Below are 23314 nucleotides of genomic sequence, written 5' to 3'. Positions count from 1 at the left end.
TCGCCCTCGTCCGGCGCGCCGATGTGTCCGTCATTCACCGACACCATGCGCCCCGCTCATGGGCGCCGAAAGTGCCTAGAGCAGCGCCTGGAGCAGGATGTCCGGGCCGTGCTGCTCGAAGGTGAGGTCCTTCACCGCGAGCGCCTGGGCCATCTCCTTCACGCCCAGGTCCCCGGCCCACGACATGCCCTCGCGGCCGAGCAGCTTGGGCGCGAGGAACAGCGCCAGCTCGTCCGCCAGCTTCTCGCGCAGGAAGGAGCCGTACATCTCCGCGCCCCCCTCCACGAGCACGTGGTTGTGGCCGGAGCGGGCGAGCCGGCGCAGGAGCGCCTTCAGGTCCACCCGGTCCGCCTTGGGGCGCACCTGCCACACCTCCACGCCCTGGGCGAGGAAGCGCCGGGCCTTGCGGCCCTCGGGGTCCTCCAGCGTGGCGATGATGGTGCGCGCGGAGCTCTTCTGGTTGAAGACGGTGTAGCGCGGCGACAGGCGCAGCCGGCTGTCCACCACCACGCGCAGCGCGTCCTTGCCCCCGCCGCCGGGCAGCCGCGTGGTGAGCTTGGGGTCGTCGTGGCGCACGGTGTTGGCGCCCACCAGGATGACGTCCACGGAGTCGCGCAGCCGGTGGACCCACTCGCGCGCCTTCTCCCCCGTCACCCAGCGCGAGTCCCCCGTGGCCGTGGCCAGCTTGCCGTCCAGCGTGGCCGCGGCCTTGAGCGTCACCCAGGGCATGCCCGTGCGGATGAGCTTGAAGAAGGGCCGGTTGAGCTTGTCGGCCTCCGCCTGGAGCACGCCGGTGACGACCTTCACGCCCGCGCGGCGCATGCGCGCCACGCCCTTGCCGCTCACCTTGGGGTTGGGGTCCGCCGAGCCGCAGAAGACGCGGCGCACGCCCGCCTCGATGATGGCCAGGCTGCACGGCGGCGTGCGGCCGTAGTGGTCGCACGGCTCCAGCGTGGAGTAGAGGTCCGCGCCCCGCGCCTTGGCGCCCGCGGCCTCCAGCGCCACCACCTCCGCGTGCGCGGTGCCCGCCTTCTTGTGGTAGCCGCGGGCGATGATGCGGCCGCCCTTCACCAGCACCGCGCCCACCACGGGGTTGGGGCTGGTGCGGCCCAGGCCCTTGGCGGCCTCCTCCAGCGCGATGCGCATGAAGAACTCGGCCACCGCGCGGTCGAAGTCCGCCGCCCGCTTCGCCCGGGGCGCCCTCGTGGCTTCGAGCTTTGCCCGCGTGAGCAGCCTCATCCGTTCTCCTTCAACTGCCCCGGCCCGGGAGGAGCGGCGGCTTCGCCTTGCGCTCGCGCTCCTGGTCCTCGAGCAGGTCCTTCAGCTCGTGCATGAACTCGGAGATGTCGCGGAAGCTGCGGTACACGGAGGCGAAGCGCACATAGGCCACCTCGTCCATCTGCTGCAGCCGGCGCATGACCTCCTCGCCGATGACGGACGAGTTGATCTCCTTCTCGCCCATGCCCTGCAAGAGCCGCTCGATGGCCACCACCGTCTCCTCCAGCTTGTCGGCGGAGACGGGGCGCTTCTCGCAGGCCTTCTTCAGGCCGCTGACGATCTTCTCGCGGTCGAACGCCTCCCGCCGGCCGTCCTTCTTCACGATGAGCGGGTAGAGCTCCTCCACCCGCTCGTACGTCGTGAAGCGGCGCTTGCAGGCCAGACACTCGCGGCGCCGCCGGATGACGGAGCCCTCGTGTGACTCTCTCGAGTCGATGACCTTGTTTTCGGCATCCTGGCAGAACGGGCAACGCATGGAGGCGGGAGAGAAGCTCCTGTCGGCGAACGAGCGGCGGCTACTTCAGACGCGAGGCGTACAGCGGGAAGCTCTGGGCCAGCTCCTTCACCTGCCCGCGGATGCGCGCGAGCCCAGCGTCGTCCTGGGCCGCGTCCAGCGCGGCGCCGATGAGCTTGCCCACCGTGGCCATCTGGGCCTCGCGCATGCCGCGCGTGGTGATGGCGGGCGTGCCCACCCGGACACCGGAGGTCACCATCGGCTTCTCCGGGTCGAACGGAATCATGTTCTTGTTCACCGTGATGCCCGCCTTGTCGAGCACCGCCTCGGCCACCTTGCCCGTCAGCTTCTTGGGCCGCAGGTCCACCAGCATCAGGTGGTTGTCGGTGCCGCCGGACGTCAGCCGCAGGCCCGCGGACAGGAGCGCCTCCGCCAGAGCGCTCGCGTTGGCGACGATCTGCTTCTGGTACGCCTTGTACTCCGGCGTCAGCGCCTCGCGCAGGGCCACGGCCTTGCCGGCGATGACGTGCATCAGCGGGCCGCCCTGGATGCCGGGGAAGATCTGGCTGTTGATGGACTTCGCGTACGGCTCCTTGCCCATCACCAGGCCGCCGCGCGGACCGCGCAGCGTCTTGTGCGTGGTGGTGGTGACGATGTCCGCGAAGGGCACCGGCGAGGGGTGCACGCCCGCGGCGACCAGGCCCGCGATGTGCGCCATGTCCACCATCATGGAGGCGCCCGCCTCGTCGGCGATCTCCCGGAACTTCGCGAAGTCGAGCGTGCGCGGGTAGGCGCTGGCGCCCACGACGATGACCTTCGGCTTGTGCTCCAGGGCCAGCTGGCGCACCTGGGCGAAGTCGATGGTCTCCGTGTCGCGCGTCAGGCCGTAGTGGACGACCTTGTAGAGCTTGCCGGAGAAGTTGAACGTGGCGCCGTGGGTGAGGTGGCCGCCGGAGTTCAGGTCCAGGGACAGCATGGTGTCACCGGGCTTCATCAGCGCCATGTACGCGCCCATGTTCGCCTGGCTGCCCGAGTGCGCCTGCACGTTGACGAAGTCCGCGCCGAACAGCTGCTTCGCGCGGTCGATGGCGAGGTTCTCCACCACGTCCACCACCTCGCAGCCGCCGTAGTAGCGCTTGCCGGGGTAGCCCTCCGCGTACTTGTTGGTGAGCACCGAGCCCACCGCCTCCATCACCGCGGGGCTGACGAAGTTCTCCGAGGCGATCAGCTCCAGGCCTTGCTCCTGGCGCTCGGTCTCATGACGCACGGCCTGGGCAATCTCGGGGTCCACCTCGGCCAGAGTGCGGGTGTTCTCCATGGCTGATCTCCTCACGACGACGGGTACTGCGAAGGCCGCTAGCCCTGGGACTCGGCCTCGCGAATCTTCTGCACGCGGCGCTCGTGGCGACCGCCCTCGAACGCCGTGCCGAGGAACGCCTCCAGGATGGCCCGGCCCACGCCGGCACCCACCACGCGCTGGCCCAGGCACAGCACGTTGGCGTCATTGTGGGCCCGCGCCATCCGGGCCTCGAACTCCGTGGTGCACAGGGCCGCTCGCACGCCCTTGTGCTTGTTGGCGACGATGCTCATGCCGATGCCGGTGCCACACACCAGCACGCCCAGCGTGGCCTCGCCGGACGTCACCGCCTTCGCCACGCGCGCGGCGAAGTCCGGGTAGTCCACCGAGTCCCGGGCGAAGGGCCCCACGTCCTCGTGGGCCACCTTCCGCTCCTGGAGCGCCGCCACCAACTCCTGGCGGAGCTCCAGGCCCGCGTGGTCCGAAGCGAGAATGACTTTCACGCGGGGTCTCCTCGCTTCCCGTTACTGGAAGCGCTTGAACAGCAGCACCGCGTTGGTGCCGCCGAAGCCGAACGAGTTGCTCATCACCGCGTCCACCCGGAGCTCGCGCGCCTGGTTGGGCACGTAGTCCAGGTCGCACTCGGGGTCGGGCGTCGTCTGGTTGATGGTGGGGGGCAGGATGTTGCGCGACAAGGCCAGCGCGCTCACCACGCCCTCGTAGCCGCCCGCCGCACCGAGCATGTGGCCCGTCATGGACTTGGTCGACGACACCGCCACCTTGCGGGCGTGGTCGCCGAACACCGCCTTGATGGCCTTGGTCTCGTTCGCGTCGTTGAAGGGCGTGGAGGTGCCGTGCGCGTTGATGTAGCCCACGTCCTCCGGGTTCATCCCCGCCGACTGGAGCGCCAGCCGCATGCAGCGCGCCGCGCCCTCGCCTTCCGGCGCCGGCTGCGTCACGTGGTACGCGTCCGAGTTGGCGCCGTAGCCCACCAGCTCCGCGAGGATCTTCGCGCCGCGCTTCTTCGCGGCCTCCATCTCCTCGAGCACCAGCATGCCCGCGCCCTCGCCCATGACGAACCCGTCCCGGTCCTTGTCGAACGGACGGCTGGCCGCCGCCGGGTCGTCATTGCGCGTGGACAGCGCCTTCATCACCGAGAAGCCACCCAGCCCCAGCGGGGTGATGGCCGCCTCGGCGCCGCCGGCGATGGCCGCGTCCGTCTCGCCCAGCTTGATGGACTTCCAGGCCTCGCCGATGGCGTGGGCGCTGGTGGCGCAGGCGGACACCGGAGCCCAGTTGGGCCCCTTGCAGTTGTAGCGCATGGAGATGAGCCCAGGCGCCATGTTGACGATCATCTGGATGATGAAGAAGGGCGACAGCCGGTCGAACCCCTTCTCCAGGCCCTTGCGGTGCTGCTCCTCCAAGGAGGAGATGCCTCCGATGCCCGAGCCCACGATGACGCCCACGCGCTCCGGCACATAGCCGTGCGGCGCGTCCGGGCCCACCGGCAGCCCAGACTCCTCCACCGCCATCGCCGCGGCGGCCATGGCGTACTGCGCGTAGAGGTCCATGCGGCGCACTTCGCGCTTGTCGATGAACTTCTCCGGCTCGAAGTCCCGGACCTCGCCGGCGATTCGCGTGTCGATCTTCTTGGGGTCGAAGCGGGTGACGAGGGAAATGCCTGAAGTGCCAGCAAGCAGCGCCTGCCAGTTCTTCTCGGTTCCTGTGCCCAGTGCCGAGATGAGCCCGGTACCGGTGATGACGACTCGACGGTGTGACACGGTCCTCTCCGGTGGCGCCTGAGACGCCGGGGACGCCGCGCTTCAACGCGGCGTCACCCCGCCCCCCGGCACGCTGTGTGCTGTCTACTTCTTGTGGTCGGTGACGTACTTGATGGCGTCGCCAACGGTCTTGATGTTCTCGGCCTCCTCGTCGGGAATCTCGACCTCGAACTCCTCTTCCATCGCCATCACGAGCTCGACGATGTCGAGGCTGTCGGCGCCAAGGTCTTCGATGAAGGACGACTCGGGCTTGATCTCGTCCTCTCCCACGCCGAGCTGGTCGGCGATGATGTTCTTGACCTTGGCCTCAATAGCGGACGTCGACATAATGCTGAACCCTCCAGGAACCAGATGTAGGCCCGGAAGGCTTCCCGAGCCCTGTCGAAAGCCGGCGCGGTATATCCCACGCCCGCTGGCAATCCAACCTTGGGTTACATGTACATGCCGCCGTTGACCTTGAGGACCTCGCCGGTGATGTAGGAGGAAGCGTCACCTGAGAGGAAGAGGACGGCCTGGGCCACCTCCTCCGGGTTGCCCAGCCGCCCCAGCGGGATGCCCTCCACCATCTTCTGGCGCAGCTCGTCGTTCAGGTGGGCCGTCATGTCCGTGCTGATGAACCCGGGCGAAACGGCGTTGACCCGGATGCCCCGGCTGGAAAGCTCCTTGGCCACCGTCTTCGTCAGGCCCACGAGGCCCGCCTTGGCCGCCGAATAGGCCGACTGGCCGGGGTTGCCCATGTCGCCCACGACGGAGGTGACGTTGACGATGGCGCCCGAGCGCTGCTTCATCATGGGCCGGCTGGCGGCCCGGATGAGGGCGAAGGGGCCGCGCAGGTTGGCGTCGAGCTGCTTGTCCCAGTCGTCGTCCTTCACCCGCATGACCAGGCCGTCCACGGCCATGCCCGCGTTGTTGACGAGCACGTCCAGCCGGCCGTGGTTCTTGACGATGCCCTCGATGGCGGCGGCGCACGCGGCGGTGTCCGACACATCGAAGCGCACCGACTCCGCCTTGGCACCGGCGGCGGTGAGCAGCCCCACCGTCTCCTGGGCCGCGGCCTCGTTGCCCGCGTAGCTGATGATGACCGTGGAGGCGCCCGCCTTGGCGAACGCCACCGCGCACGCCCGGCCGATGCCGCGCGAGCCACCCGTCACCAGCACCACCTTGTCCTTGAAGCTCATGCGCTCACCCCAGCGCCGCGAGCACCTTCTCCAGGCTCGCGGCGTCCTCGACGTTGAAGGTTTCGATGTCCTTGGTGATGCGCTTGACCAGCCCGCACAGCACCTTGCCCGGCCCCAGCTCCACCACGCGCGTGACGCCCTCGGCCTTGAGCGCCTCCACGCATTCAATCCACCGCACCGGCGCGCTCACCTGCTCGAGCAGGAGCGGCACCACGCGGGACACGTCCTGGTTGGGCCGCGCCTCCACGTTCGTCACCACCGGCACCGCCGGCGCCGACAGCTTCACGCCGCCCACCACCGCCGCCAGCCGGGGCTTCACCGGCTCCATCAGCGCGCAGTGGAAGGGCGCGGAGACGGGCAGCGGCATCACCCGCTTGGCGCCGGCCTCCTTGCACTTGACGCCCGCGCGCTCCACCGCCGCCGCGTCGCCGGCAATCACCGTCTGCTCGGGCGAGTTGTAGTTGGCCGGCGACACCACCTGCCCTTCCGCCGCCGCGTCACAGGCCGCCTTCACCTTGGCGGGCTCCAGCCCCAGCACCGCCGCCATGGCGCCCACGCCCGCGGGCACCGCCTCCTGCATGAAGCTGCCGCGCGCGCGCACGGCCCGGGCCGCGTCGCCCAGCGACATGGCGCCCGCGGCCACCAGCGCGGAGTACTCGCCCAGCGAGTGGCCGGCCACGAAGGCCGCCTGGGGCCCGCGCTTCGCGAACACCGCGTGCGCCGCCACCGACACCGTCAGGATGGCCGGCTGGGTGTTGGCCGTGAGCTTCAGCGCGTCTTCTGGTCCCTCGAAGCAGAGCTTGGAGAGCGACTCTCCGAGCGCGTCGTCCGCGGCCTCGAAGACGGCGCGGGCCTCGGGGAACTTCTCGAAGAGGTCCTTGCCCATCCCGACGGCCTGGCTGCCCTGCCCGGGAAACACGAATGCGACCTTCGCCATGTGCGGTCTCTGCCTCCTGATACGTCCAAATCCGTCCTGTGACATCGGGCGCCTTCGCGCCGACATCCCCCGGGCCACGGTCTTCCGCCGGGAAGCACTCACCCGACGTCGTGGGTCGCGGGGCGCGTCCTGTCTCCAGCCGGTCCTGACGTCACCTCGAGGAGACCCGTCGCAGCCCAATGCCCAGGCGTCCGCTCTCTAATCGGAAACCGATTGCTCTGTCCCCTTTTTTCCCCTCGGGTGGGCAGGCAGCCAGGACGCGGCGCGGGCGATGCATCGCGTCAACTCCTCCTGCAGTCCGGCCTGGGCGGTGGCCAGCGCGGCACCCAGCGCGTTGTGGATGGCGCGTGGGGACGAGCGGCCATGGGCCACGATGCCCACCCCGTTCAGGCCCAGCAGTGGAGCCCCGCCCACCTCGGCGTAGTCCACCATCTTGCGCAGGCCCGCCAGGGCGGGCTGGAGCAGCATCGCGCCCAGCTTCTCCGACAGGCCGCCCCGCTTCTCGATGGCCTGCCGCAACAGCCCGATGACGCCCATGCCCACGCCCTCGGATGTCTTGAGGACGACATTCCCGGTGAAGCCGTCCGTCACCACCACCTGCACGTCGCCGGAGAACAGGTCCTTGCCCTCGACGTAGCCGGCGAAGTTCAGGTCCGACTGGCGCAAGAGGTCGCTCGCCTCGCGCGTCAGGGGGGTCCCCTTGGAGGCCTCTTCTCCATTCGAGAGCACCGCCACCCGGGGACGCGCGACGCCCATGCGCAGGCGCACGTAGGCCTCGCCCAGCACGGCGAACTGGGCCAGGTGGGAGGGCTTGCAGTCCACGTTGGCGCCGGCGTCCAGCAGCAGGCAGCGCCCGCCGCCCTTGAGCGCGGGGAAGAGCGCGGCCAGGGCCGGACGCTCCACGCCCTGCAGCCGCCCCAGCGTCATCAGGCCCCCCGCCATCACCGCGCCGGAGTTGCCTGCGGATACGAGCGCGTCCGCGTGGCCGTCACGCACCAGCTCGAAGCCCACGCGCAGCGACGAGTCGCGCTTGCGGCGGAAGGCCGTGGAGGCGTGGTCGTCCATCTCCACCACCTCCGAGGCGTGATGCACCCGCAGGTTCGGCGGCGGCAGCCCTCGGCCCAGGTGGGGCGTCACCCGCGCGGTGTCCCCCACCAGGACGACCTGATGCTCGGGGTGGGCGCGGGCGAAGAGCACGCCACCCTCCACCGGAGCGGCCGGGGCATGGTCTCCCCCCATCGCGTCCAGGACCAGCCTCATCCCTGCCGTCCCCTCGTCTGTGCGCGTGTCATGTCCCACCCGGCCCGCGCCTTCCGGGCGCGAGGCGGCGCGCAGGAGACCAGGAACCTCCCAGGGGGGCAACGAATCGCTGGCCCCGCCACGTGGGGTGGGAGCAGGTGGGCGACGGCCCGGGAGACGCTCCGCATCGGTGTCCCGTACCTGGGGTGGAGGTCAGCCGGGCGGGCGGCGTGGATCCGCGGCTCCAGGGCTCCGGGGATGATCCACGCGGTGGCGCAGAATGGGCTGGGCGTCACGAGCGTTGTCCCGACGCGCCCCATGGGATATCTGGCCCCGGGGTGGCCTTCGAGCGCCGAGGTCTGGATGATGGATCCAAGCCATACACGCTCATTGACTCGGACCTTGTGAGCCGCTAGGGTCCGCCGCCTTTCATGCCGGACGGGGAGTACGCGAGTTGATCTCGACCGCTTCCAGCCCGGCGTTGGACCGACATGTTGCGCAGGGAGCCGGGGACCCCGGCACAGCGCGTGAGACAGAGGTGAGCCGTGGGCGTCCCCAAGAAGCGTACTTCCAAGATGCGTCGTGACCGCCGTCGTGCGGCGAACAACAACCTGCGCACCGCGGTGCAGGTGACCAAGTGCCCGAACTGCAAGGAGCCGGTGATGCCTCACCGCGCCTGCACGTCCTGTGGCCAGTACAAGGGCCGCGAGCTGCTGCCCCAGGCCGAGGCCTGAGTCTGCCTCACTGACGCTCCCTCTCCCGGGAGCGTCGCTTCAGTGCGAAGGGCCGCGCCTCCTGCTTCCGGAGGTCGCGGCCCTTGCTCTTTTCACGACCCCGCCAACCGCGCGGGGCCGTGAGCAATCATCCAAACTTCAGTTGTTGAGCTTGATGTCCTTGAGCTTCGCCAGCCGCGGGTCCACCGGCCGGGTGTCGCACTGGCACGTCGCCTCGTTGAGGTTGGTGCCGCACTGCGAGCACAGGCCCTTGCAGTCCTCCTTGCAGACGAGGTTCATCGGCAGCGCCAGCAGCAGCTGCTCGCGGAGGATGGGGTCCAGGTGGATGGTCTTCCCATCGAAGAGCTCCTGGTCGGCGTCGTCCAGCTCGAACGAGCCGCCCGTCTCGCCCTGCTGCCGCTCCTTCTTCTCCATGGACTTCTCGTCGTCGTCCTTGAAGTCGTCGCCGCGGGCCAGCGACTCGGGCACCAGGTTCAGGGTGAAGGACACGGGCAGGGCCAGCTCCACGTCCTTCAGGCAGCGCTTGCAGGGGGCCGTCAGCTGGGCGGTGAACTTCCCCTCCAGCAGCACGCCGCCGCTCACCTTGCGCAGCGACGCCTTGAGCTGGGAGGCCCGCGTCGCTCGGAAGCCGGTCTCCTGGCCAGACGACTCGCCGTCCAGCGCGGCGCTCAGCAGCTCCTGCGCGATGGGCTCGTCCAGCTTCAGCCCGGACTCATGAATTTGTTCAACCTTTACGAGCATTTACGCGACTTCCCGGTCAAAATGGGGCGGGCAACATAGAAGGCGGACCCTCCAGCGTCAACACGCCCGGGTTCCACAGCACCGCGAAGATGTCACGCCGCCGTCACCACCGGTGGAGTGGCCTTCGTGGATCCTCCAGACAACGCTTTGCTAGGGTCGGTTTGATGCACAGGCATGATTCGCCGTCGCGGGTGGGGGCGCTCTTTCTCGTCGTGGGCCTCCTGGCGCCCCCCGGGTTGGCCCGTCCGCTCTTCCCCGCGCCCGTCCTCTCACAGCTCGGCCCCACCAGCCCTCAAATCGACCGCGCGCGCGAGCAGATCGACGACGGTGAGTTCGAGGAGGCCCGACGCACGCTCCAGGAAGGGCTGGACGCGCCGGATGTGACGGACGACCAGTTGGTGGAGCTCTACCGCCTGCTCGGCCTCACGGCGCTCTACCTGGGCGACGAGCACCAGGCGCGCGAGGCCTACGAGAAGCTGCTCCAGGCCCGTCCCGACTACGAGCTGCCTCGCACGGCGCCGCCCAAGCTGCGCTCGCTCTACGCGCGCATCAAGGAGGACATCCGCAGCCGGCGCGTGCGCCCCGTCACCCTGGACGTGGACCCGATTCCGGACCCGCGCGGCGGAGAGCCCATCGTCGTGGAGGCCACCATCCAGGAGCTGGCGCTCGGCGCCCGCGCGCGGCTGTTCTACCGACGCGCCGGAGGCCAGGCGTACAACTCCGTCGACTTCGTGAAGGACCGCGGCGAGAAGGAGCGCTTCCGCGCCGTCGTCCCCGCCTACGACGTGCCCGTGGAGCCCGAGCCCTACGAGGTCGAGTACTACTTCGAGGTGGTGGACGCGGCGCAGCGCCGGCTCGCCGGCCGCGGTGACTCGTTCCAGCCGCTGCTCTTCCAGGTCGCCCCCGAGAAGGCCACGGCCACGGCCGCCGAGGCCTCCGAGGGCCGCCCCTGGTACAAGAGCCCCTGGCTCTGGGTGGCCGTGGGCGCGGTGGCCATCGGCGGCACCGCGGGCGTCGTCGCCCTCACCTCGTCGGAAGATCGCGGCCGCGTCCCCATCACCATCCGCGTGGACCCCTCCCAGCCATGAGCCTGCGCCTCCTGAACGTCCTGCCGCTCGCCGCCCTGCTCTTCGCGTGCGGTGATGCCCCCTCCTCCCACGCCGGCCGCTTCCCGCTGGACGTGACGATGTCGCGCGCGGTGGCCAACGAGGTCCACGCGCTCCAGGTGAGCGTGCTCAAGAACGGCTCGGGCCGAAGCTGCACGGAGCTGCAGCGCACCTGCCTCAACACGCAGGTGAAGCGCGAGGACCTCGTGATGCTGGAGGACTCGCGCGGCAACGAGGGCCGCGCGCTGCGCTTCACCGTGGACATGGCCGCCCTGGAGAACGGCGGCAGCCAGGCGCTCGAGGTGGACGTGCCGGTGGGGCGCGACTACGCGCTCGTCATCGAGGCCATCGCCGTGGGCTCGCCCTCGCGCTTCCTGGGCAGCTCCTGCAACTACCTGCAGGTGGTCAACTCCGGGAACAACGCGCCGGTGCTCGCCGCGCCGCTGGTGCTGACCGAGCAGTCCTGCGACCCGAGCATCGCCCCCTGAGCAGCCGTGCGCCCACGCTCCGGGCACAGCGCCGCCCACCGCCTTAAGAGGACGCCATGACGCGAATCCTGATCATCGAGGACGAGCAGGACCTCGCCGGCCTCGTCGAATACAACCTGCGGGCCGCCGGCTTCGAGACCGAGTCCGCCAACACGGGCGCCGGGGGCCTGGCCCGCGCGCGCGCCAACCCGCCGGACCTGCTGCTGCTGGACCTCATGCTGCCGGACATCGCGGGCGGCGAGGTGCTGCGGATGCTCAAGCAGGACCCGGAGCTGCGCAAGACGTCCGTCATCATCGTCAGCGCCAAGGGCCAGGAGTCCGACCGCGTGCAGGGCCTGGAGCTGGGCGCGGACGACTACGTGGTGAAGCCCTTCTCCGTGCGCGAGCTGCTCCTGCGCGTCAAGGCGGTGCTGCGCCGGGGCGACGCCGACGAGGGGCCCGCGCAGGTGCTCGCCGCGGGCGACATCCTCCTGGACACCTCCCGCCACCAGGTGCGCGTGAAGAACGAGGAGGTCATCCTCACCGCGCTGGAGTTCCGCCTGCTGCGCACGCTCTTGGAGCGAAGCGATCGCGTGCAGACGCGCGAGGTGCTCCTGTCCGACGTCTGGGGCATCCAGGCCGAGATCCACACCCGCACCGTGGACACGCACATCAAGCGGCTGCGCGAGAAGCTCGGCCCCGCCGGTGACATCATCGAGACGGTGCGCGGCGTGGGCTACAAGCTCAGCCCTCCGTAGCCGACGAGCCCCCACGCGCCATGCCCCTGCGCTACACGCTGCTCCCCCTGCTCCTGCCCGCCACGGTGGTGGGCCTGCTCGTGGCCTCGCTCGGGACGCCGAGCGGCGCGGTGCCGGTGGCGCTCATCACCCTGGCCGGCTCGCTCATGGCGCTGGGGCTCAGCCGAGGCGCGCTGCAGCGCCAGCTGGACCGGCTGGAGCGCAGCACGCGCGGCCGCGCCGAGGGCGGCAACGGGCCCACGCCGGACCCGGACCGGCTGGAGGAGGTGGCGAGCCTGGAGGGCGCCATCGACTCGCTGCACGCGCGCCTGTCCGCGCGCAACACCGAGCTGAGCCAGGAGACGCGCACGCTCACCGCCGTGCTGGACAGCATGGCCGAGGGCGTCTGGGTGACGGACGCCGAGGGCACGGTGGTGCGCCACAACGACGCCTTGCGCGGCATCCTCCAGCCCGGCGCGTCCCTCGTCGGCCAGCGCCCCCTGGCCATCCTGCGCGACGACCAGCTCCATGACGCCGTCATGCGCGCCTGCCGCGAGGGCGCCTCCCGTCACCTGGAGCTGTCGCTCGAGGGGCTGTTCCCCCGCACGCTGTCCATCCGGGTGACGCCGCTGGGCAAGGACCTGCCGGGCAGCGCCGCCGTCTTCCACGACGTCACCGAGCTGCGCCGGCTGGAGAAGGTGCGCAAGGACTTCGTCGCCAACGTGTCCCACGAGCTGCGCACGCCCATCACCGCCATCCGCGGCTACGCCGAGACGCTCCAGGGCGGCGCGCTCGGGGACGCGAAGATGGCCCCACGCATGGTGGAAATCATCCACCGTCAGTCCGAGCGCCTCTCCGAGCTGGTGGAGGACCTGCTGGAGCTGTCACGGCTGGAGTCGCGCGAGGTGAACCTGAAACTCGGGGAAGTCTCGCTCGCCGAGGCCGCCGCCCGGGCGGCCGACACGGTGCGCCTGAAGGCCGAGGGCAAGGGCCACGTGGTTTCACTCCACGTCCCGGCGGGCCTGCGGGCGGTGGGAGACCCGCGCGCGGTGGAGCAGGTGCTGCTCAACCTCCTCGACAACGCGGTGAAGTACACGCCGGCGGGCGGGCGGGTGGACGTGGACGGAGCGTGCGAGGACGGGCGGTGCGTCGTGCGGGTGCGGGACACGGGGGTGGGCATCGAGCCGCGCCACCTGTCGCGAATCTTCGAGCGCTTCTACCGGGTGGACAAGGGTCGCAGCCGGGACATGGGCGGCACCGGGCTGGGGCTCTCCATCGTGAAACACCTGCTCCAGGCCATGGACGGCGAGGTCAAGGTCGAGAGCCAACCGAACGAGGGCAGCACCTTCACCATTTTTCTGCCCCAGGCGGCCCCCGCGCGGTCTGCGACGGGATAGGATGGCACGACCATGCGGGTCGCCATCCTCGCGGACATTCACGGCAACCTCCCCGCCTGCGAGGCCGTGCTGGAGGACATCGAGCGCTCGGTGGCGCCCGACTTCATCGTCGCGGCCGGAGACCTGGCGCTGCGCGGCGCGCACCCTCGCGAGACGGTGGACCTCATCTTCGACCGCTGCGACTCCGTGCTGATGGGGAACACGGACTGCTACCTCGCCGGGAACTACCTGGGGGGTGCGTACCGGGAGCGGGACCACTGGAAGACGGAGCTGTTGCGCTGGACGCGGGAGCAGCTGGGCGAGGAGCACCTGCGCAAGCTGGGCGCCCTGCCCTTCTCCGTGCGCTACACGCCGCGCAAGGGGCAGGACCTCTTCGTGTGCCACGCCAACCCGCGCAACCTCGAGGAGTCGCTGGACCCCACGCTGGATGACGTGGCGGTGCGCCGCTACTTCGCCCACCTGGACGCGGCCGCGTGCGCCTTCGGCCACCTGCACTTCCCCTACCGCCGCCGCGTGGGCCGCATGCTCATCGCGGACGTGGCCAGCGCGGGCATCCCCCGCGACGGCGACCTGCGCCCCGCCTACGGCGTCTTCACGTACACGCCCAAGGGCTGGCGCGTGCAGATCCGCCGCGTGCGCTACCCGGTGCGCAAGGCCACCCAGGCGCTCACCGCGCGGCGCGTGCCGGGCGGGCCGCTGCTCATCCACAAGCTGGTGGAGGCGCGCTACCGCCACCACCACGCGCTGATGGAGGCCGCGCGCCGCCACTCCGGCCTGCCGCCCCCGGGCCCCGTGCTGCGGCCCCCGCCGGGCGCGCCCATCCGCAACGCGGCGGTGCCGCTGGAGGGCCGGGCGCCCCCGGAGGTGGACCCCACCTCCCTGCCCACGGACATGGACGGCACCGTCACGGACGCGGCGCCGCTGCCGCTGGATGTGTTGAACGACCTGGACGGCTGAGATTTGTCGCCAGGGCGTTGCTTGAGTCGGGACGCCCCGGGTGGTTGAGGGCAGGCCACCATGTCCCCACGCGAACTGCCCCTGCTGCTCGTCCGCCACGCCGAAGCCGAGGAGGCCCACGTGCTGGGCGACGAGGCCCGCGCGCTCACCCCCGAAGGCCGCGCGCTGTTCCGCCAGCACGCGCGCAAGCTCGCCCGCCTCACGCCGCTGCGCGGCATCCTCACCAGCCCCCTGGTGCGCGCCGTCCAGACGGCGGAGCTGCTCGCCGAGGCCCTGGGCTTGGCCCAGGTGGACGTCCACCCCGCGCTCCTGCCGAAGAAGGGCGCGGCCCGTCGCATCCTGAAGCTCGCCCACGAGCTGGGCCCGGGCTTCGCGCTGGTGGGCCACAACCCCTCGCTGGAGAAGGCGCTCGCGCTCGCGCTCGGCGACGACACCCGCGCCCCCGACAAGCTGCGCAAGGGCACCGCGGTCGCGCTGCGCGCCCTCGCCGACGACGGCGGCTACCAGCTCGTGTGGTGGGCCGCGCCGGGCCGCTCGCTCAAGCGCTACGACGCGGAAGGCTGACGTCAGCCCTCCGCCGCGCCCACCAGGAAGGACACCAGCAGCAGCGTCAGCACGCACGTGGTGATGGCCACGTAGAGCCTGTCCTTCTGCTGCCGGAAGATGAGCAGCGACAGCGCCACGCGCATCACCGGCACAGCCATCATCACCAGGAGCCCCGCCATCACGAAGGACTGCCCGCGCGCGGCCAGGGCGCCGGCCACCACGTCCGCCAGCCCATGCGGCACCGGGTGCGGCGCGGTGAGCCGCTCCAGCGCCTCCGACGACACCAGGTAGTCGGGGTGGCGCAAGAACGTCACCACCGTGCCCAGCGTCACCAACGCCATGCTGGCGAGCACGCCGTAGCGCAGCAGGTCACTGATGAGCAGCTCCGCGCTCAGCGGGGCGTCCCCCGCGCGAGGCACCACCACCGCGCGGACCTCCACGCGGGGCTCGTTCGACGAAGGCTCGCTCATGACGTCCACCCCTTGCGCAGCATCTCGAAGGCCACCCACAGCAACACGCCCACGAAGAGCGCGCGCAGCCACGCGGCATTCACCCGGGCCATCAGGTGCCGCGAGCCCAGCCACGCGCCCAACGTGACGCCCACGCACACGGGCCCCGCGATGAACGGGTCGATGTGGCCTCGCGCGAAGTACACGCCCGCACTGGCCGCCGCCGTGACGCCAATCATGAAGTTGCTCGTCGCCGTGGACACCTTCAGCGGCAGCCGCATCGTCAGGTCCATGGCCGGCACCTTCAGCGCGCCCGAGCCGATGCCCAGCATGCCGCTCACCGTGCCGGCCACATACATCAGCCCCAGCCCCGCCACGGGCCGGGTGACGCGGTAGCCCACCTCGCGCCCCAGCGACTCGTCGAAGTAGCTGCCGTGCAGCCCCAGCCGGTCCGCGAGCGCGTCCTCGGGCACCTCGGTGGGCACCGCGCCCGACTTCAGCCGGCGCAGCATCACCAGCGCCGAGTACGCCATGACGGCGCCGAAGACCAGGTACACCCCGCGCCCGCCCACCCGACCCGACAGGAAGGCCCCGGTGAGCGCGCCCGCCGTGGTGGCCAGTTCCAGGAACATGGCCACGCGCAGGTTGGCCATCCGCTCGCGCACGTACGCAGCCGCGGCGCCGCTGGACGTGGCGATGACGGAGACGATGGACGCACCCACCGCGTAGTGGATGTCCACCTTCAACAGCAGCGTCAGCACGGGGATGAGGATGAGCCCACCGCCAATCCCCAGCAGGGAGCCCAAGAGGCCCGCGCCCACGGAGAAGGCCAGGACGACGAACGTGAAGAGGAAGGGTGTCATGCGGCGCCGGGCCGCATCCTTCCTCTCCTCCGCCCGAATTCCAATCAGGAGTCACGGCCCGAAACGGGCCGTGCCCCTCGCCTGCTTGCTACGAGACGGCTAGTGGCCGCTGGCCACGGCCGACAGGTGCACCGCGCCCACGCCGTTCGACGGGTTCACCACCGCGGCCGGAGTCGGCGCGTCGCCGCCCAGCTCGCGCAGGAGCGCCTCCCCCACCAGCTCCGTCATGGGGATGAAGCGGCCATGCGCCGGACGCCACACGTGCACCTGCGCGTTGGCGATGTCGAACCACCAGCCGTGCAGCCGCAGCTTGCCCGCCGCCACGCGCTCCTTCACGAGCGGGTAGGAGGCCACGTGCTCCAACTGCTGGAGCACGTTGAGCTGCGAGAGGCGGTCGTAGTCCGGAAGGTCCTCCCCCAGCTTGCTGCCGGCCTTGAACGTCTTGAGCGACTCGTTGCCGTGCGAAAGCCACGCCGACAGGTTCGGCGCGCCGGGCACCTGACCGCCCGCGAGCAGCGCCTTCATGGCGCCGCAGCTCGAGTGGCCGCAGATGACCACGTCCTGGACCTCCAGGTTGGCGATGGAGAACTCCAGCGCCGCGGCCTCGGACTGGTCGCCCGTGGAGACGCCCTGCGCGTCCGACGCGGGCACCATGTTGCCCACGTTGCGCACGACGAACAGGTCGCCGGGGTCCGTGGACACCATGAGGTTGGGCACCAGCCGGCTGTCCGAGCAGGAGATGAAGAGACAATCCGGAGACTGACCCTTCGCCAGCCTGGCGAACACGTCCCGGTAGGCGGGCCGGCTCTTGAGCTGGAAGTCCAAGAGACCACGAATGAGCTTCTTCATCGGGCACCTTCTGAGGCGAGAGTGTTGTTGGGAACCTGGTGACCCAGGACAGGACTCGAGGTCTTGGACGTCCCGCTGCGGACCCAGACCTCCTCGAGCGACTCCATGACGACCGAGCCGCCCGTCTTGCGATGCGTGTCACTCCAGCTTTCGATGGCCTCGAAGCCCGAGTGGTCCAGCGTATCCACGGCCAGGTCCACGCGGACCTTGCTCCCCGCGGGCACCTGCGCCAGCGCCATGGACAGACGGGGGACACCCACGAAGGTGAGCGAGCCGGACACCTGGACGAGGTACTCGTCCTGCACCTGCTTCACGTCCACCTTCACGCTGCCCAGCCGCCACAACAACCGCAGGATGGCCACCAGCAATCCCAGGCCGATGCCCGCCAGCAGGTTGATGCCGACGACGCCCGCCACCGTCACCGCGTACACGAGCACCTCGCCGCGCTTCTGCAGCTCGCGGATGTGGTGCAGGTTGACCAGCTTGGTGCCGACGACGACGAGCAGACCGGCCAGCACCGTCAGCGGCACCAGGCCCGCCACCGAGCCGAGCGTGGTGACGAAGAGCAGGAGCCACAGGCCGTGCATGACGGCCGACCAGCGCGACTTCGCGCCCGCGGCGAGGTTGGCCGCGCTGCGCACGATGACGCCGGTGATCGGCAGGCCGCCGATGAGACCCGACACCGTGTTCGCCACGCCCTGCGCGAACAGCTCCTTGTCCAGGTTGGCCCGGGGGCCCGTGTGCATCTTGTCCGTGGCCACCGCGCACAGGAGCGACTCCGCGCTCGCCACCAGCGCCAGCGACAGCACCGCCGCGATGAACGTGCCCCAGCTTCCCGCCGCGGGCAGCGCCGGCAGCTGGATGCTGCTGAACACGTTCTCCGGCAGCTGCACGCGCGCCACGTCCGCGCCCCAGAACACCGAGACCGCCGTCGCGCCCACCACCGCCACCAGCGGCGCGGGCACCAGCTTCAGCTTGCCCTTGCCGATGAACGGCCACACCACCATCAACCCGATGGTGACCAGGCCCAGCAGCGCGGCCGGGCCGTGCAGCCCGATGAGCTGCTCGGGCAGCTCCTTGATGTTCTGCCAGGCGCTCGACTGGGGACTGCCGCCCAGCACGATGTGGATCTGCCCCAGCACGATGAGGATGCCGATACCGGCCAGCATCCCGTGAATCACCGCGGGGGAGATGGCCAGCGCCGCGCGCGCCACCTTCAGCCCACCGAAGGCCATCTGCAGCAGGCCCGCGGCGGCCACCGCGGCGCACGTCATCGCCAGGCCCATGGTCTGGATGAAGCCGAACACCATCACCGCCAGGCCGGCGGCGGGGCCGCTCACCTGCATCGGCGCGCCGCCCAAGAGGCCCACCACCACGCCGCCCACCACGCCGGCGATGAGGCCCGACACGATCGGCGCACCGGAGGCCAGGGCGATGCCCATGCACAACGGCAACGCCACCAGGAACACCACCAAGGAAGCGGGCAGGTCAGCGGCCAGGTTCTTCCAGGCCGAGCCAGCGTTCCCATGACTCGTCGACATCGCCATACACCTCCACGAGAAGACGCCACCGGGGGTGGCGCACGCTGAGTCTCGCGGCGCGTCATGGCAATGAATGTGCCACGCACCAACCCCTTGGATTCACATGCGAATCCCCCATCAAGGGTGGGCGGGCGATGAAAGGAAACTTCAGTGGCCGGGGGCCGACTTCAAGAAACTTGAGCAAGGAACTTGAAGTCCCCTGCCCCGGGCGGCCGCCGTGGGACGGCGGCTCAGGACTCCTCGAGCTTGCGCAGGAAGGTGGGATACGACAGGCCCAGGGCCTTGGCGGCCTCCATGCGGCGGCCCTCCAGCCTGCCCAGCACGTGCTTCACGTAGAGCCGCTCCACCTCGTCGAGCGTGCGGGGGCCGCCGGAGACGACGAAGGCGTCCGGGTCCACCGCGGCGGGGCCCTGGTTGCCGCGGGGCTCCAGCGCCTGGAGCTCCAGCGCGGGGCCGGACTCGAGCACCAGCGCGCGCTCGAGCACGTTGCGAAGCTCGCGCACGTTGCCCGGGAAGCGGTAGCGCTCCAGGCGGGCCTTCGCCGCGCTGGAGAAGTCCACCGGCCTGCGCCCCAGCTCCGCGCACAGCTCCACCAGGAGCGACTCCGCCAGCGGCAGCACGTCCTCGCGCCGCTCGCGCAGGGGCGGAATCTCCACGCGGAAGACGCTGAGCCGGAAGTAGAGGTCCTCGCGGAAGCGCCCCTCGGCCACCTCGCGCGTGAGGTCGCGGTTGGTGGCCGTCACCACGCGCGCGTTGCTCGTCAGCTCCGTCGTCCCGCCCAGCCGCCGGAAGGCGCCCTGGTCCAGGAACGTGAGCAGCTTGGCCTGCAGGCTCAGCGGCAATTCGCCAATCTCGTCGAGGAAGAGGATGCCGCCGTCGGCCACCTCCACCAGCCCGCGCCGGGCCGCGCGCGCGTCGGTGAAGGCGCCCCGCTCGTGGCCGAACAGCTCGCTCTCCACCAGCGCCGACGGCAGCGCCGCGCAGTTGACGTGCACGAAGGGCCCCTGCCCGCCCTGCACGTTGTGCAGGTGGCGCGCGAGCACCTCCTTGCCCGCGCCCGTCTCGCCGGTGATGAGCACCGGGCTGCGCGGCGCGGTGGCGATGCGCTCGATCATCTGCAGCGCCTCCACCATGGCCGGCGCGCGCGGACGCAAGAGCCGACGCCGCCCGCCCAGCTCGCTCTCCGCCTGGCGCAGCCGCTCGTGCAGCTGCAGGTCCTGCGCGGCCCTGCGCGCGCGCAGCACCAGGTCGTCCAGCTCCACGGGCTTGGACAGGTAGTCGCGCGCGCCCTGCTTGATGGCGTCCACCGCGCTGGCGATGTCGCCGTGCGCCGTCACCATCATCACCGCCGTGTCCGGGAACTGCGCGCGCAGCTCCGGCAGGAAGTCGATGCCGTCCCCGTCCGGCAGGCGCCTGTCGAGCACCACCACCTCGGGGGCCTGCCGGGCGAGCGCCGCGCGCGCGTCATGGAGCGAGTGCGCCAGCGTCACGCGGAAGCCCTCGTGACGCAGCACGGTGGCCGCCAGCGAGGCGAAGGTCCGGTCGTCATCCACCAGCAACAGATGGGTGCTCATGAGGTGCGCTCCAGGGGCAACCGCAGCGTGAAGAGGCTGCCCTGTGGACGGCGGGTATAGGTCAGGCTTCCACCATGTGCCTCCACGGACGTGCGCGCCATGGGCAACCCCAGGCCCACGCCCTTGGCCCGTCCGGTGGCGAAGGGCTCCCACAGCCGGGGCTCCAGCCGGGGGTCCACCCCGCCCGCGTTGTCCTCCACCACCAGCACCGCCTCCGGGCCCTCGCGCGACAGGCTCACCGACACCCACGGCGAGGGGCGCAGGCCCGTGTCCTTCGCCACCGCGCCCGCCTCCACCGCGTTGCGCACCAGGTTGTCCACGGCGGACACCAGCAGCGCCGCGTCCCCCTGCACCGTGAGATGCTCCTCCAGCGACGTGCGCAGCTCCACCGTCTCCGACTCCGGCAGCATGCGCACCGACTGCAGCGCCTCGCCCACCAACAGATGCAGCTCGCAGCTGCGGCGCAGCGCGGCACGCGGCGCGCCGAACGACAAGAGCGAGCGCGCCAGGTGCCCCAGCCGCTCCACCTGCGAGCGCAGGCCGATGACGGGCAGCTCGCTGCCCGCGGGCGTGGTCCTCAAGACCGACAGCGCCGCCTGGATGCCGTTGAGCGCGTTCTTCACCTCGTGGGCGATGAGCGCGGCCGCCGTGCCCAGGGCCGCCATGGTCTCCTGACGACGCAGCCGCTCCTCCGCCGCGAGCAGCGAGCGGTAGGAGTGACGCAGCAGGACGAGGAACAGGCCCAGCGTGCAGGTGAGCAGCGCGATGTGGAAGGCGAGCTGGCGCAGGAAGCGCGAGCGCAGGCCCGCGGTGGCGGACTGCTCCTCCTCGAGCACCACCAAGAGCAGCTCGCTGCGTCCCACCCACGCCGCGGCCCCCATCAGCCGGGTGCCCTCCAGCATCAGCGGCCCGGGCGCCTTCGCCAGGGCGCGAAGCGACTGCGAGAAGTCCTCCGCGTGGCTGAAGGTCGCCGACGGCAGCAGCAGCCGCCCGCGCGCGTCCATCAGGAACAGCGCCGTCTCCTCCGTGGCGCGCGTGGGCAAGGCCTCCGTGCGCACCTCGCCGAGCAGCACCCCCTTGAGCTGGCCGTCGCTCATCATGGGCACCGCCACCACCAGCGGGCCGCCCTCGCCCTCCAGCAGGTCGATGGTGGGCGCCTTCCTCTCCACCATGCGCTGGAACCAGGGCCTGCGGGTGATGGGTGTCGCGCCCAGGGACATGCCGGGCGGGTCGCTCCACACGCGCTCCCCCTTGGGGCCCAGCAGCGCCACGCCCTCCGAGAAGAGCGACGAGTGGTAGAAGGCGCTGTCGAGCAGCGCCTGCTCCGCCGGGGACGCGCCGTCCTCGGGCAGCAGCATGGGATGGCCCGCGACGCGCGCCAGCTCCGCCTCCAGCAGCAGCAGGTGGACCCCCAGCGCGTCCGCCTGCACCCGGGCCTGGTTGGACAGGTGGCCGAGCAGCTCCTCCCGCGCGTTGTCCACATCCTCGAGGTAGCCGAGGACGGGGCTCGTCAGCGCCACCACGCCCACCAGGCCCAGCCCCAGGAGCGCCGAGCGGCCCCCCCGCCGCTGCTCCTGCGCCAGCTGCCCCGGCGTGGGCGTCAGCGTGGGCACCGGCAGGTGGCGCAGGGGCGCGGTGGAGGGTGGCGCGGGAGGCGGTTCGGGCGGGGTCATGGCGTGCTCGCCCCGCCGTTGTGGCACAGCCCCCGCGCCTGGGGAACCGACAACGCGCGGGCGTCAGCCCGCGCTCACTCCAGGTCCTCGCGACGCCGCAGGTCCCCCGTGGGTGGCGGCGGCGCCAGGCTGGCCGCCTCCCCTCCGCCGCGCATCCTGTCCAGCACCTGACGCGCCCGGTCCGGCTTCACCTCGCCCTCCTGCACGAGCAGCGCGGCGATGGCCTCCACCCACTCGGGCGGCGCGCCCACGCTCGAGGCCACGGTGCGCGCATGCACCGCCATGTGGCCCCGCTGCACGCCCGCCGCGCCCAGCTCGCGCAGCGCCGCCAGGTTCTGCGCCAGCCCCACCGAGACGAAGATGCACGCCAGCTCCCGCGCATTGGGCCGCCCCAGCAGGGTGAGCGCCGACTGGACGCCGGGGTGCGACTGGAGGGTGCCGCCCACGGTGCCCAGCGCCAGCGGCAGCTGGAGCTCGCCCACCAGGTTGCCGGCCTCCCTGCGCCACACCGACAGCGGACCGTAGCGCCCCCGGAGGGCCGCGAACGCGTGCGCGCCCGCCTCGATGGCGCGCCAGTCCTGCCCCGTGGCGAGCGCGAGCGCGTCGATGCCGTTCATGATGCCCTTGTTGTGCGCGGCCGCCCGGTACGGGTCCGCCTGGGCGAAGCGGCTGGCCTGGACCACGCCCTCCGCCACCTCGGTGCCGGACAACCCGAAGTCCCCCAGCGTCCGCTCGGGGATGGAACAGCGCGCGCGCGCCAGGCACTGGGCCGACAGGTGCGTCAGGGCGCGCACGTACACCTTGCCCCCGGTGAGCTGCTCGATGCGCGGCGCGAGCGTCTCCATCATCGAGTCCACCACGACCGCGCCCTGCGACTCCCGCGTGTCGACGTGCACGTGCACCACGAGCAGCGGATCCATCCCGGGCTCCGGCGAGGGCAACAGCCGCACCTCCACCTCCCGCGCCCCTCCGCCTTCCTCCGCCAGCTGGGGATGCAGGCTGTTCGCCAGCGCGAGCAGCTCCGTGCGCGCCTCCAGGACGCGCGCCATGGCGAAGCTGGGCGGCCCGAAGCGGGTGACCTGGATCTGACCGAGCATCAGCGACGGGTCCGCCTCCGCGAGGAACCCACCCGCCTCTCCCACCAGCTTCGCCGCGAAGGAGGCGGCCGTGATGACCGACGGCTCCTCCACCACCATGGGCACCGCGTAGGCGCGCCCGTTGACCTTCAGGTGGAGCCCCAGGCCCAGGGGCAGGCTGAACAGCCCCACCGCGCTCTCCACCGCCGACAAGGTCGTCTGCATCCGGGGGCCCTGCTCCCCGGTGAGCCCGCTCAACGCCTCCGCGTCCAACCCCAGCTCCACCCCCACCCGCTCGCGACGCTCCTCCAGCGACAACCGCTGGAAGCCCGCGAATACGGACTGGGTGGACCTGTCACCACGAACGCCCTGCGTATCCAGAAACTCATCCGTCATCAATCACCTCACACCATGACAATCCCTCTCAAATGAGTCACGCG

General features: G+C 71.1%; 24 protein-coding genes. 7 read left to right on the top strand and 17 right to left on the bottom strand.

Annotated features, from left to right (window positions below; all coding sequences use genetic code 11):
* Positions 1-75 precede the first annotated feature (75 nt).
* The 9 genes from ribD to plsX all read right to left on the bottom strand — a co-directional run bounded on the left by ribD (position 76) and on the right by plsX (position 8185).
* On the bottom strand, positions 76-1239 hold the full coding sequence (gene ribD, locus VZQ01_RS34660) for a bifunctional diaminohydroxyphosphoribosylaminopyrimidine deaminase/5-amino-6-(5-phosphoribosylamino)uracil reductase RibD (protein ID WP_141327751.1): 1164 nt from the start codon (positions 1237-1239) through the stop codon (positions 76-78).
* A 10-nt stretch (positions 1240-1249) separates the two neighbouring features.
* Positions 1250-1753 (bottom strand): transcriptional regulator NrdR, encoded by a 504-nt coding sequence (gene nrdR / locus VZQ01_RS34655; RefSeq protein WP_223745806.1) that lies wholly within the window; start codon positions 1751-1753, stop codon positions 1250-1252.
* A 40-nt stretch (positions 1754-1793) separates the two neighbouring features.
* Positions 1794-3050: a serine hydroxymethyltransferase gene (glyA, locus tag VZQ01_RS34650; RefSeq protein ID WP_267700316.1), complete on the bottom strand. Its 1257-nt coding sequence runs from the start codon at positions 3048-3050 to the stop codon at positions 1794-1796.
* Positions 3051-3088: 38 nt separating this feature from the next.
* Positions 3089-3532, bottom strand: a complete 444-nt coding sequence (rpiB, locus tag VZQ01_RS34645) for a ribose 5-phosphate isomerase B (RefSeq protein ID WP_223745804.1) — start codon at positions 3530-3532, stop codon at positions 3089-3091.
* Positions 3533-3553: 21 nt separating this feature from the next.
* The gene (gene fabF / locus VZQ01_RS34640; protein ID WP_141327746.1) at positions 3554-4810 is read right to left on the bottom strand and encodes a beta-ketoacyl-ACP synthase II; all 1257 of its coding nucleotides are present in this window, start codon (positions 4808-4810) and stop codon (positions 3554-3556) included.
* An 84-nt stretch (positions 4811-4894) separates the two neighbouring features.
* Positions 4895-5137 carry an acyl carrier protein gene (acpP, locus tag VZQ01_RS34635; RefSeq protein WP_046714853.1) on the bottom strand — a complete coding sequence of 81 codons (243 nt, stop codon included), beginning with the start codon at positions 5135-5137 and terminating at the stop codon, positions 4895-4897.
* Between the two features lie 104 nt (positions 5138-5241).
* Entirely contained in the window at positions 5242-5988 is a 747-nt protein-coding gene (fabG, locus tag VZQ01_RS34630) for a 3-oxoacyl-[acyl-carrier-protein] reductase (protein WP_223745803.1), read from the bottom strand.
* A gap of 4 nt (positions 5989-5992) precedes the next feature.
* Positions 5993-6925 (bottom strand): ACP S-malonyltransferase, encoded by a 933-nt coding sequence (fabD, locus tag VZQ01_RS34625; RefSeq protein WP_426745771.1) that lies wholly within the window; start codon positions 6923-6925, stop codon positions 5993-5995.
* A gap of 198 nt (positions 6926-7123) precedes the next feature.
* Positions 7124-8185 (bottom strand): phosphate acyltransferase PlsX, encoded by a 1062-nt coding sequence (gene plsX, locus VZQ01_RS34620; protein WP_426745770.1) that lies wholly within the window; start codon positions 8183-8185, stop codon positions 7124-7126.
* Positions 8186-8709: 524 nt separating this feature from the next.
* Here plsX and rpmF point away from each other — a divergent pair.
* The gene (rpmF, locus tag VZQ01_RS34615) at positions 8710-8898 is read left to right on the top strand and encodes a 50S ribosomal protein L32 (protein WP_046714857.1); all 189 of its coding nucleotides are present in this window, start codon (positions 8710-8712) and stop codon (positions 8896-8898) included.
* 138 nt (positions 8899-9036) lie between these two features.
* Here the strand turns inward: rpmF and VZQ01_RS34610 are convergent, their stop codons facing one another.
* Complete coding sequence (locus VZQ01_RS34610) at positions 9037-9639, bottom strand: YceD family protein (protein ID WP_141327738.1); 603 nt, start codon at positions 9637-9639, stop codon at positions 9037-9039.
* A gap of 164 nt (positions 9640-9803) precedes the next feature.
* Here VZQ01_RS34610 and VZQ01_RS34605 point away from each other — a divergent pair, with 164 nt between their 5' ends.
* Genes VZQ01_RS34605 through VZQ01_RS34580 form a run of 6 tightly spaced genes read left to right on the top strand, consistent with a single transcriptional unit; the run spans position 9804 to position 14867 of the window.
* A complete protein-coding gene (locus VZQ01_RS34605; protein WP_223745801.1) occupies positions 9804-10727 on the top strand; it encodes a tetratricopeptide repeat protein in 924 nt (307 codons plus the stop codon).
* Positions 10724-11233 (top strand): hypothetical protein, encoded by a 510-nt coding sequence (locus tag VZQ01_RS34600; protein ID WP_223745800.1) that lies wholly within the window; start codon positions 10724-10726, stop codon positions 11231-11233. Before VZQ01_RS34605 ends, VZQ01_RS34600 begins: the two co-directional genes overlap by 4 nt.
* 56 nt (positions 11234-11289) lie before the next feature.
* Entirely contained in the window at positions 11290-11970 is a 681-nt protein-coding gene (locus VZQ01_RS34595; protein ID WP_046714861.1) for a response regulator, read from the top strand.
* A gap of 20 nt (positions 11971-11990) precedes the next feature.
* Positions 11991-13346, top strand: coding sequence for a sensor histidine kinase (locus tag VZQ01_RS34590; protein WP_141327730.1), 1356 nt, complete (start codon positions 11991-11993; stop codon positions 13344-13346).
* Positions 13347-13358: 12 nt separating this feature from the next.
* Positions 13359-14303, top strand: coding sequence for a metallophosphoesterase family protein (locus VZQ01_RS34585; protein WP_408889859.1), 945 nt, complete (start codon positions 13359-13361; stop codon positions 14301-14303).
* Positions 14304-14363: 60 nt separating this feature from the next.
* Positions 14364-14867 carry a SixA phosphatase family protein gene (locus VZQ01_RS34580; protein ID WP_408889858.1) on the top strand — a complete coding sequence of 168 codons (504 nt, stop codon included), beginning with the start codon at positions 14364-14366 and terminating at the stop codon, positions 14865-14867.
* Positions 14868-14869: 2 nt separating this feature from the next.
* On the opposite strand, the gene VZQ01_RS34575 is transcribed toward VZQ01_RS34580, so the two are convergent.
* The 7 genes from VZQ01_RS34575 to VZQ01_RS34545 all read right to left on the bottom strand — a co-directional run bounded on the left by VZQ01_RS34575 (position 14870) and on the right by VZQ01_RS34545 (position 23270).
* Positions 14870-15319, bottom strand: coding sequence for a DUF1634 domain-containing protein (locus tag VZQ01_RS34575; RefSeq protein ID WP_408889857.1), 450 nt, complete (start codon positions 15317-15319; stop codon positions 14870-14872).
* The gene (locus VZQ01_RS34570; RefSeq protein ID WP_046714866.1) at positions 15316-16161 is read right to left on the bottom strand and encodes a sulfite exporter TauE/SafE family protein; all 846 of its coding nucleotides are present in this window, start codon (positions 16159-16161) and stop codon (positions 15316-15318) included. Before VZQ01_RS34570 ends, VZQ01_RS34575 begins: the two co-directional genes overlap by 4 nt.
* Positions 16162-16260: 99 nt before the next feature.
* Entirely contained in the window at positions 16261-17010 is a 750-nt protein-coding gene (locus VZQ01_RS34565) for a carbonic anhydrase (RefSeq protein WP_426745769.1), read from the bottom strand.
* A complete protein-coding gene (locus tag VZQ01_RS34560) occupies positions 17007-18551 on the bottom strand; it encodes a SulP family inorganic anion transporter (RefSeq protein WP_223745795.1) in 1545 nt (514 codons plus the stop codon). The genes VZQ01_RS34565 and VZQ01_RS34560 overlap by 4 nt, the downstream gene beginning before the upstream one ends.
* Before the next feature lie 230 nt (positions 18552-18781).
* Entirely contained in the window at positions 18782-20125 is a 1344-nt protein-coding gene (locus VZQ01_RS34555) for a sigma-54-dependent transcriptional regulator (RefSeq protein ID WP_141332964.1), read from the bottom strand.
* Positions 20122-21798, bottom strand: a complete 1677-nt coding sequence (locus tag VZQ01_RS34550; protein WP_223745794.1) for a sensor histidine kinase — start codon at positions 21796-21798, stop codon at positions 20122-20124. The genes VZQ01_RS34555 and VZQ01_RS34550 overlap by 4 nt, the downstream gene beginning before the upstream one ends.
* A gap of 74 nt (positions 21799-21872) precedes the next feature.
* On the bottom strand, positions 21873-23270 hold the full coding sequence (locus VZQ01_RS34545; RefSeq protein WP_223785676.1) for a hydroxymethylglutaryl-CoA reductase, degradative: 1398 nt from the start codon (positions 23268-23270) through the stop codon (positions 21873-21875).
* Between the last annotated feature and the right edge of the window lie 44 nt (positions 23271-23314).

The organism is Myxococcus faecalis, assembly GCF_050039385.1.
Taxonomy (GTDB): Bacteria; Myxococcota; Myxococcia; order Myxococcales; family Myxococcaceae; genus Myxococcus; species Myxococcus fulvus.
The sequence above is the reverse complement of the archived record's forward strand: the minus strand, read 5'-3'. Positions and strand labels throughout refer to the sequence as shown.

What these genes read in the sequence shown, in the direction of transcription:
- nrdR (WP_223745806.1), bottom strand. Translation starts at nt 1,753, where the DNA reads ATGCGTTGCCCGTTCTGCCAGGATGCCGAAAACAAGGTCATCGACTCG.
- VZQ01_RS34570 (WP_046714866.1), bottom strand. Translation starts at nt 16,161, where the DNA reads ATGACACCCTTCCTCTTCACGTTCGTCGTCCTGGCCTTCTCCGTGGGC.
- glyA (WP_267700316.1), bottom strand. Translation starts at nt 3,050, where the DNA reads ATGGAGAACACCCGCACTCTGGCCGAGGTGGACCCCGAGATTGCCCAG.
- VZQ01_RS34610 (WP_141327738.1), bottom strand. Translation starts at nt 9,639, where the DNA reads ATGCTCGTAAAGGTTGAACAAATTCATGAGTCCGGGCTGAAGCTGGAC.
- VZQ01_RS34605 (WP_223745801.1), top strand. Translation starts at nt 9,804, where the DNA reads ATGCACAGGCATGATTCGCCGTCGCGGGTGGGGGCGCTCTTTCTCGTC.
- VZQ01_RS34600 (WP_223745800.1), top strand. Translation starts at nt 10,724, where the DNA reads ATGAGCCTGCGCCTCCTGAACGTCCTGCCGCTCGCCGCCCTGCTCTTC.
- fabD (WP_426745771.1), bottom strand. Translation starts at nt 6,925, where the DNA reads ATGGCGAAGGTCGCATTCGTGTTTCCCGGGCAGGGCAGCCAGGCCGTC.
- VZQ01_RS34585 (WP_408889859.1), top strand. Translation starts at nt 13,359, where the DNA reads ATGCGGGTCGCCATCCTCGCGGACATTCACGGCAACCTCCCCGCCTGC.
- VZQ01_RS34560 (WP_223745795.1), bottom strand. Translation starts at nt 18,551, where the DNA reads ATGTCGACGAGTCATGGGAACGCTGGCTCGGCCTGGAAGAACCTGGCC.
- VZQ01_RS34580 (WP_408889858.1), top strand. Translation starts at nt 14,364, where the DNA reads ATGTCCCCACGCGAACTGCCCCTGCTGCTCGTCCGCCACGCCGAAGCC.
- acpP (WP_046714853.1), bottom strand. Translation starts at nt 5,137, where the DNA reads ATGTCGACGTCCGCTATTGAGGCCAAGGTCAAGAACATCATCGCCGAC.
- VZQ01_RS34575 (WP_408889857.1), bottom strand. Translation starts at nt 15,319, where the DNA reads ATGAGCGAGCCTTCGTCGAACGAGCCCCGCGTGGAGGTCCGCGCGGTG.
- fabG (WP_223745803.1), bottom strand. Translation starts at nt 5,988, where the DNA reads ATGAGCTTCAAGGACAAGGTGGTGCTGGTGACGGGTGGCTCGCGCGGC.
- plsX (WP_426745770.1), bottom strand. Translation starts at nt 8,185, where the DNA reads ATGAGGCTGGTCCTGGACGCGATGGGGGGAGACCATGCCCCGGCCGCT.
- VZQ01_RS34595 (WP_046714861.1), top strand. Translation starts at nt 11,290, where the DNA reads ATGACGCGAATCCTGATCATCGAGGACGAGCAGGACCTCGCCGGCCTC.
- VZQ01_RS34555 (WP_141332964.1), bottom strand. Translation starts at nt 20,125, where the DNA reads ATGAGCACCCATCTGTTGCTGGTGGATGACGACCGGACCTTCGCCTCG.
- VZQ01_RS34545 (WP_223785676.1), bottom strand. Translation starts at nt 23,270, where the DNA reads ATGACGGATGAGTTTCTGGATACGCAGGGCGTTCGTGGTGACAGGTCC.
- VZQ01_RS34590 (WP_141327730.1), top strand. Translation starts at nt 11,991, where the DNA reads ATGCCCCTGCGCTACACGCTGCTCCCCCTGCTCCTGCCCGCCACGGTG.
- ribD (WP_141327751.1), bottom strand. Translation starts at nt 1,239, where the DNA reads ATGAGGCTGCTCACGCGGGCAAAGCTCGAAGCCACGAGGGCGCCCCGG.
- VZQ01_RS34550 (WP_223745794.1), bottom strand. Translation starts at nt 21,798, where the DNA reads ATGACCCCGCCCGAACCGCCTCCCGCGCCACCCTCCACCGCGCCCCTG.
- VZQ01_RS34565 (WP_426745769.1), bottom strand. Translation starts at nt 17,010, where the DNA reads ATGAAGAAGCTCATTCGTGGTCTCTTGGACTTCCAGCTCAAGAGCCGG.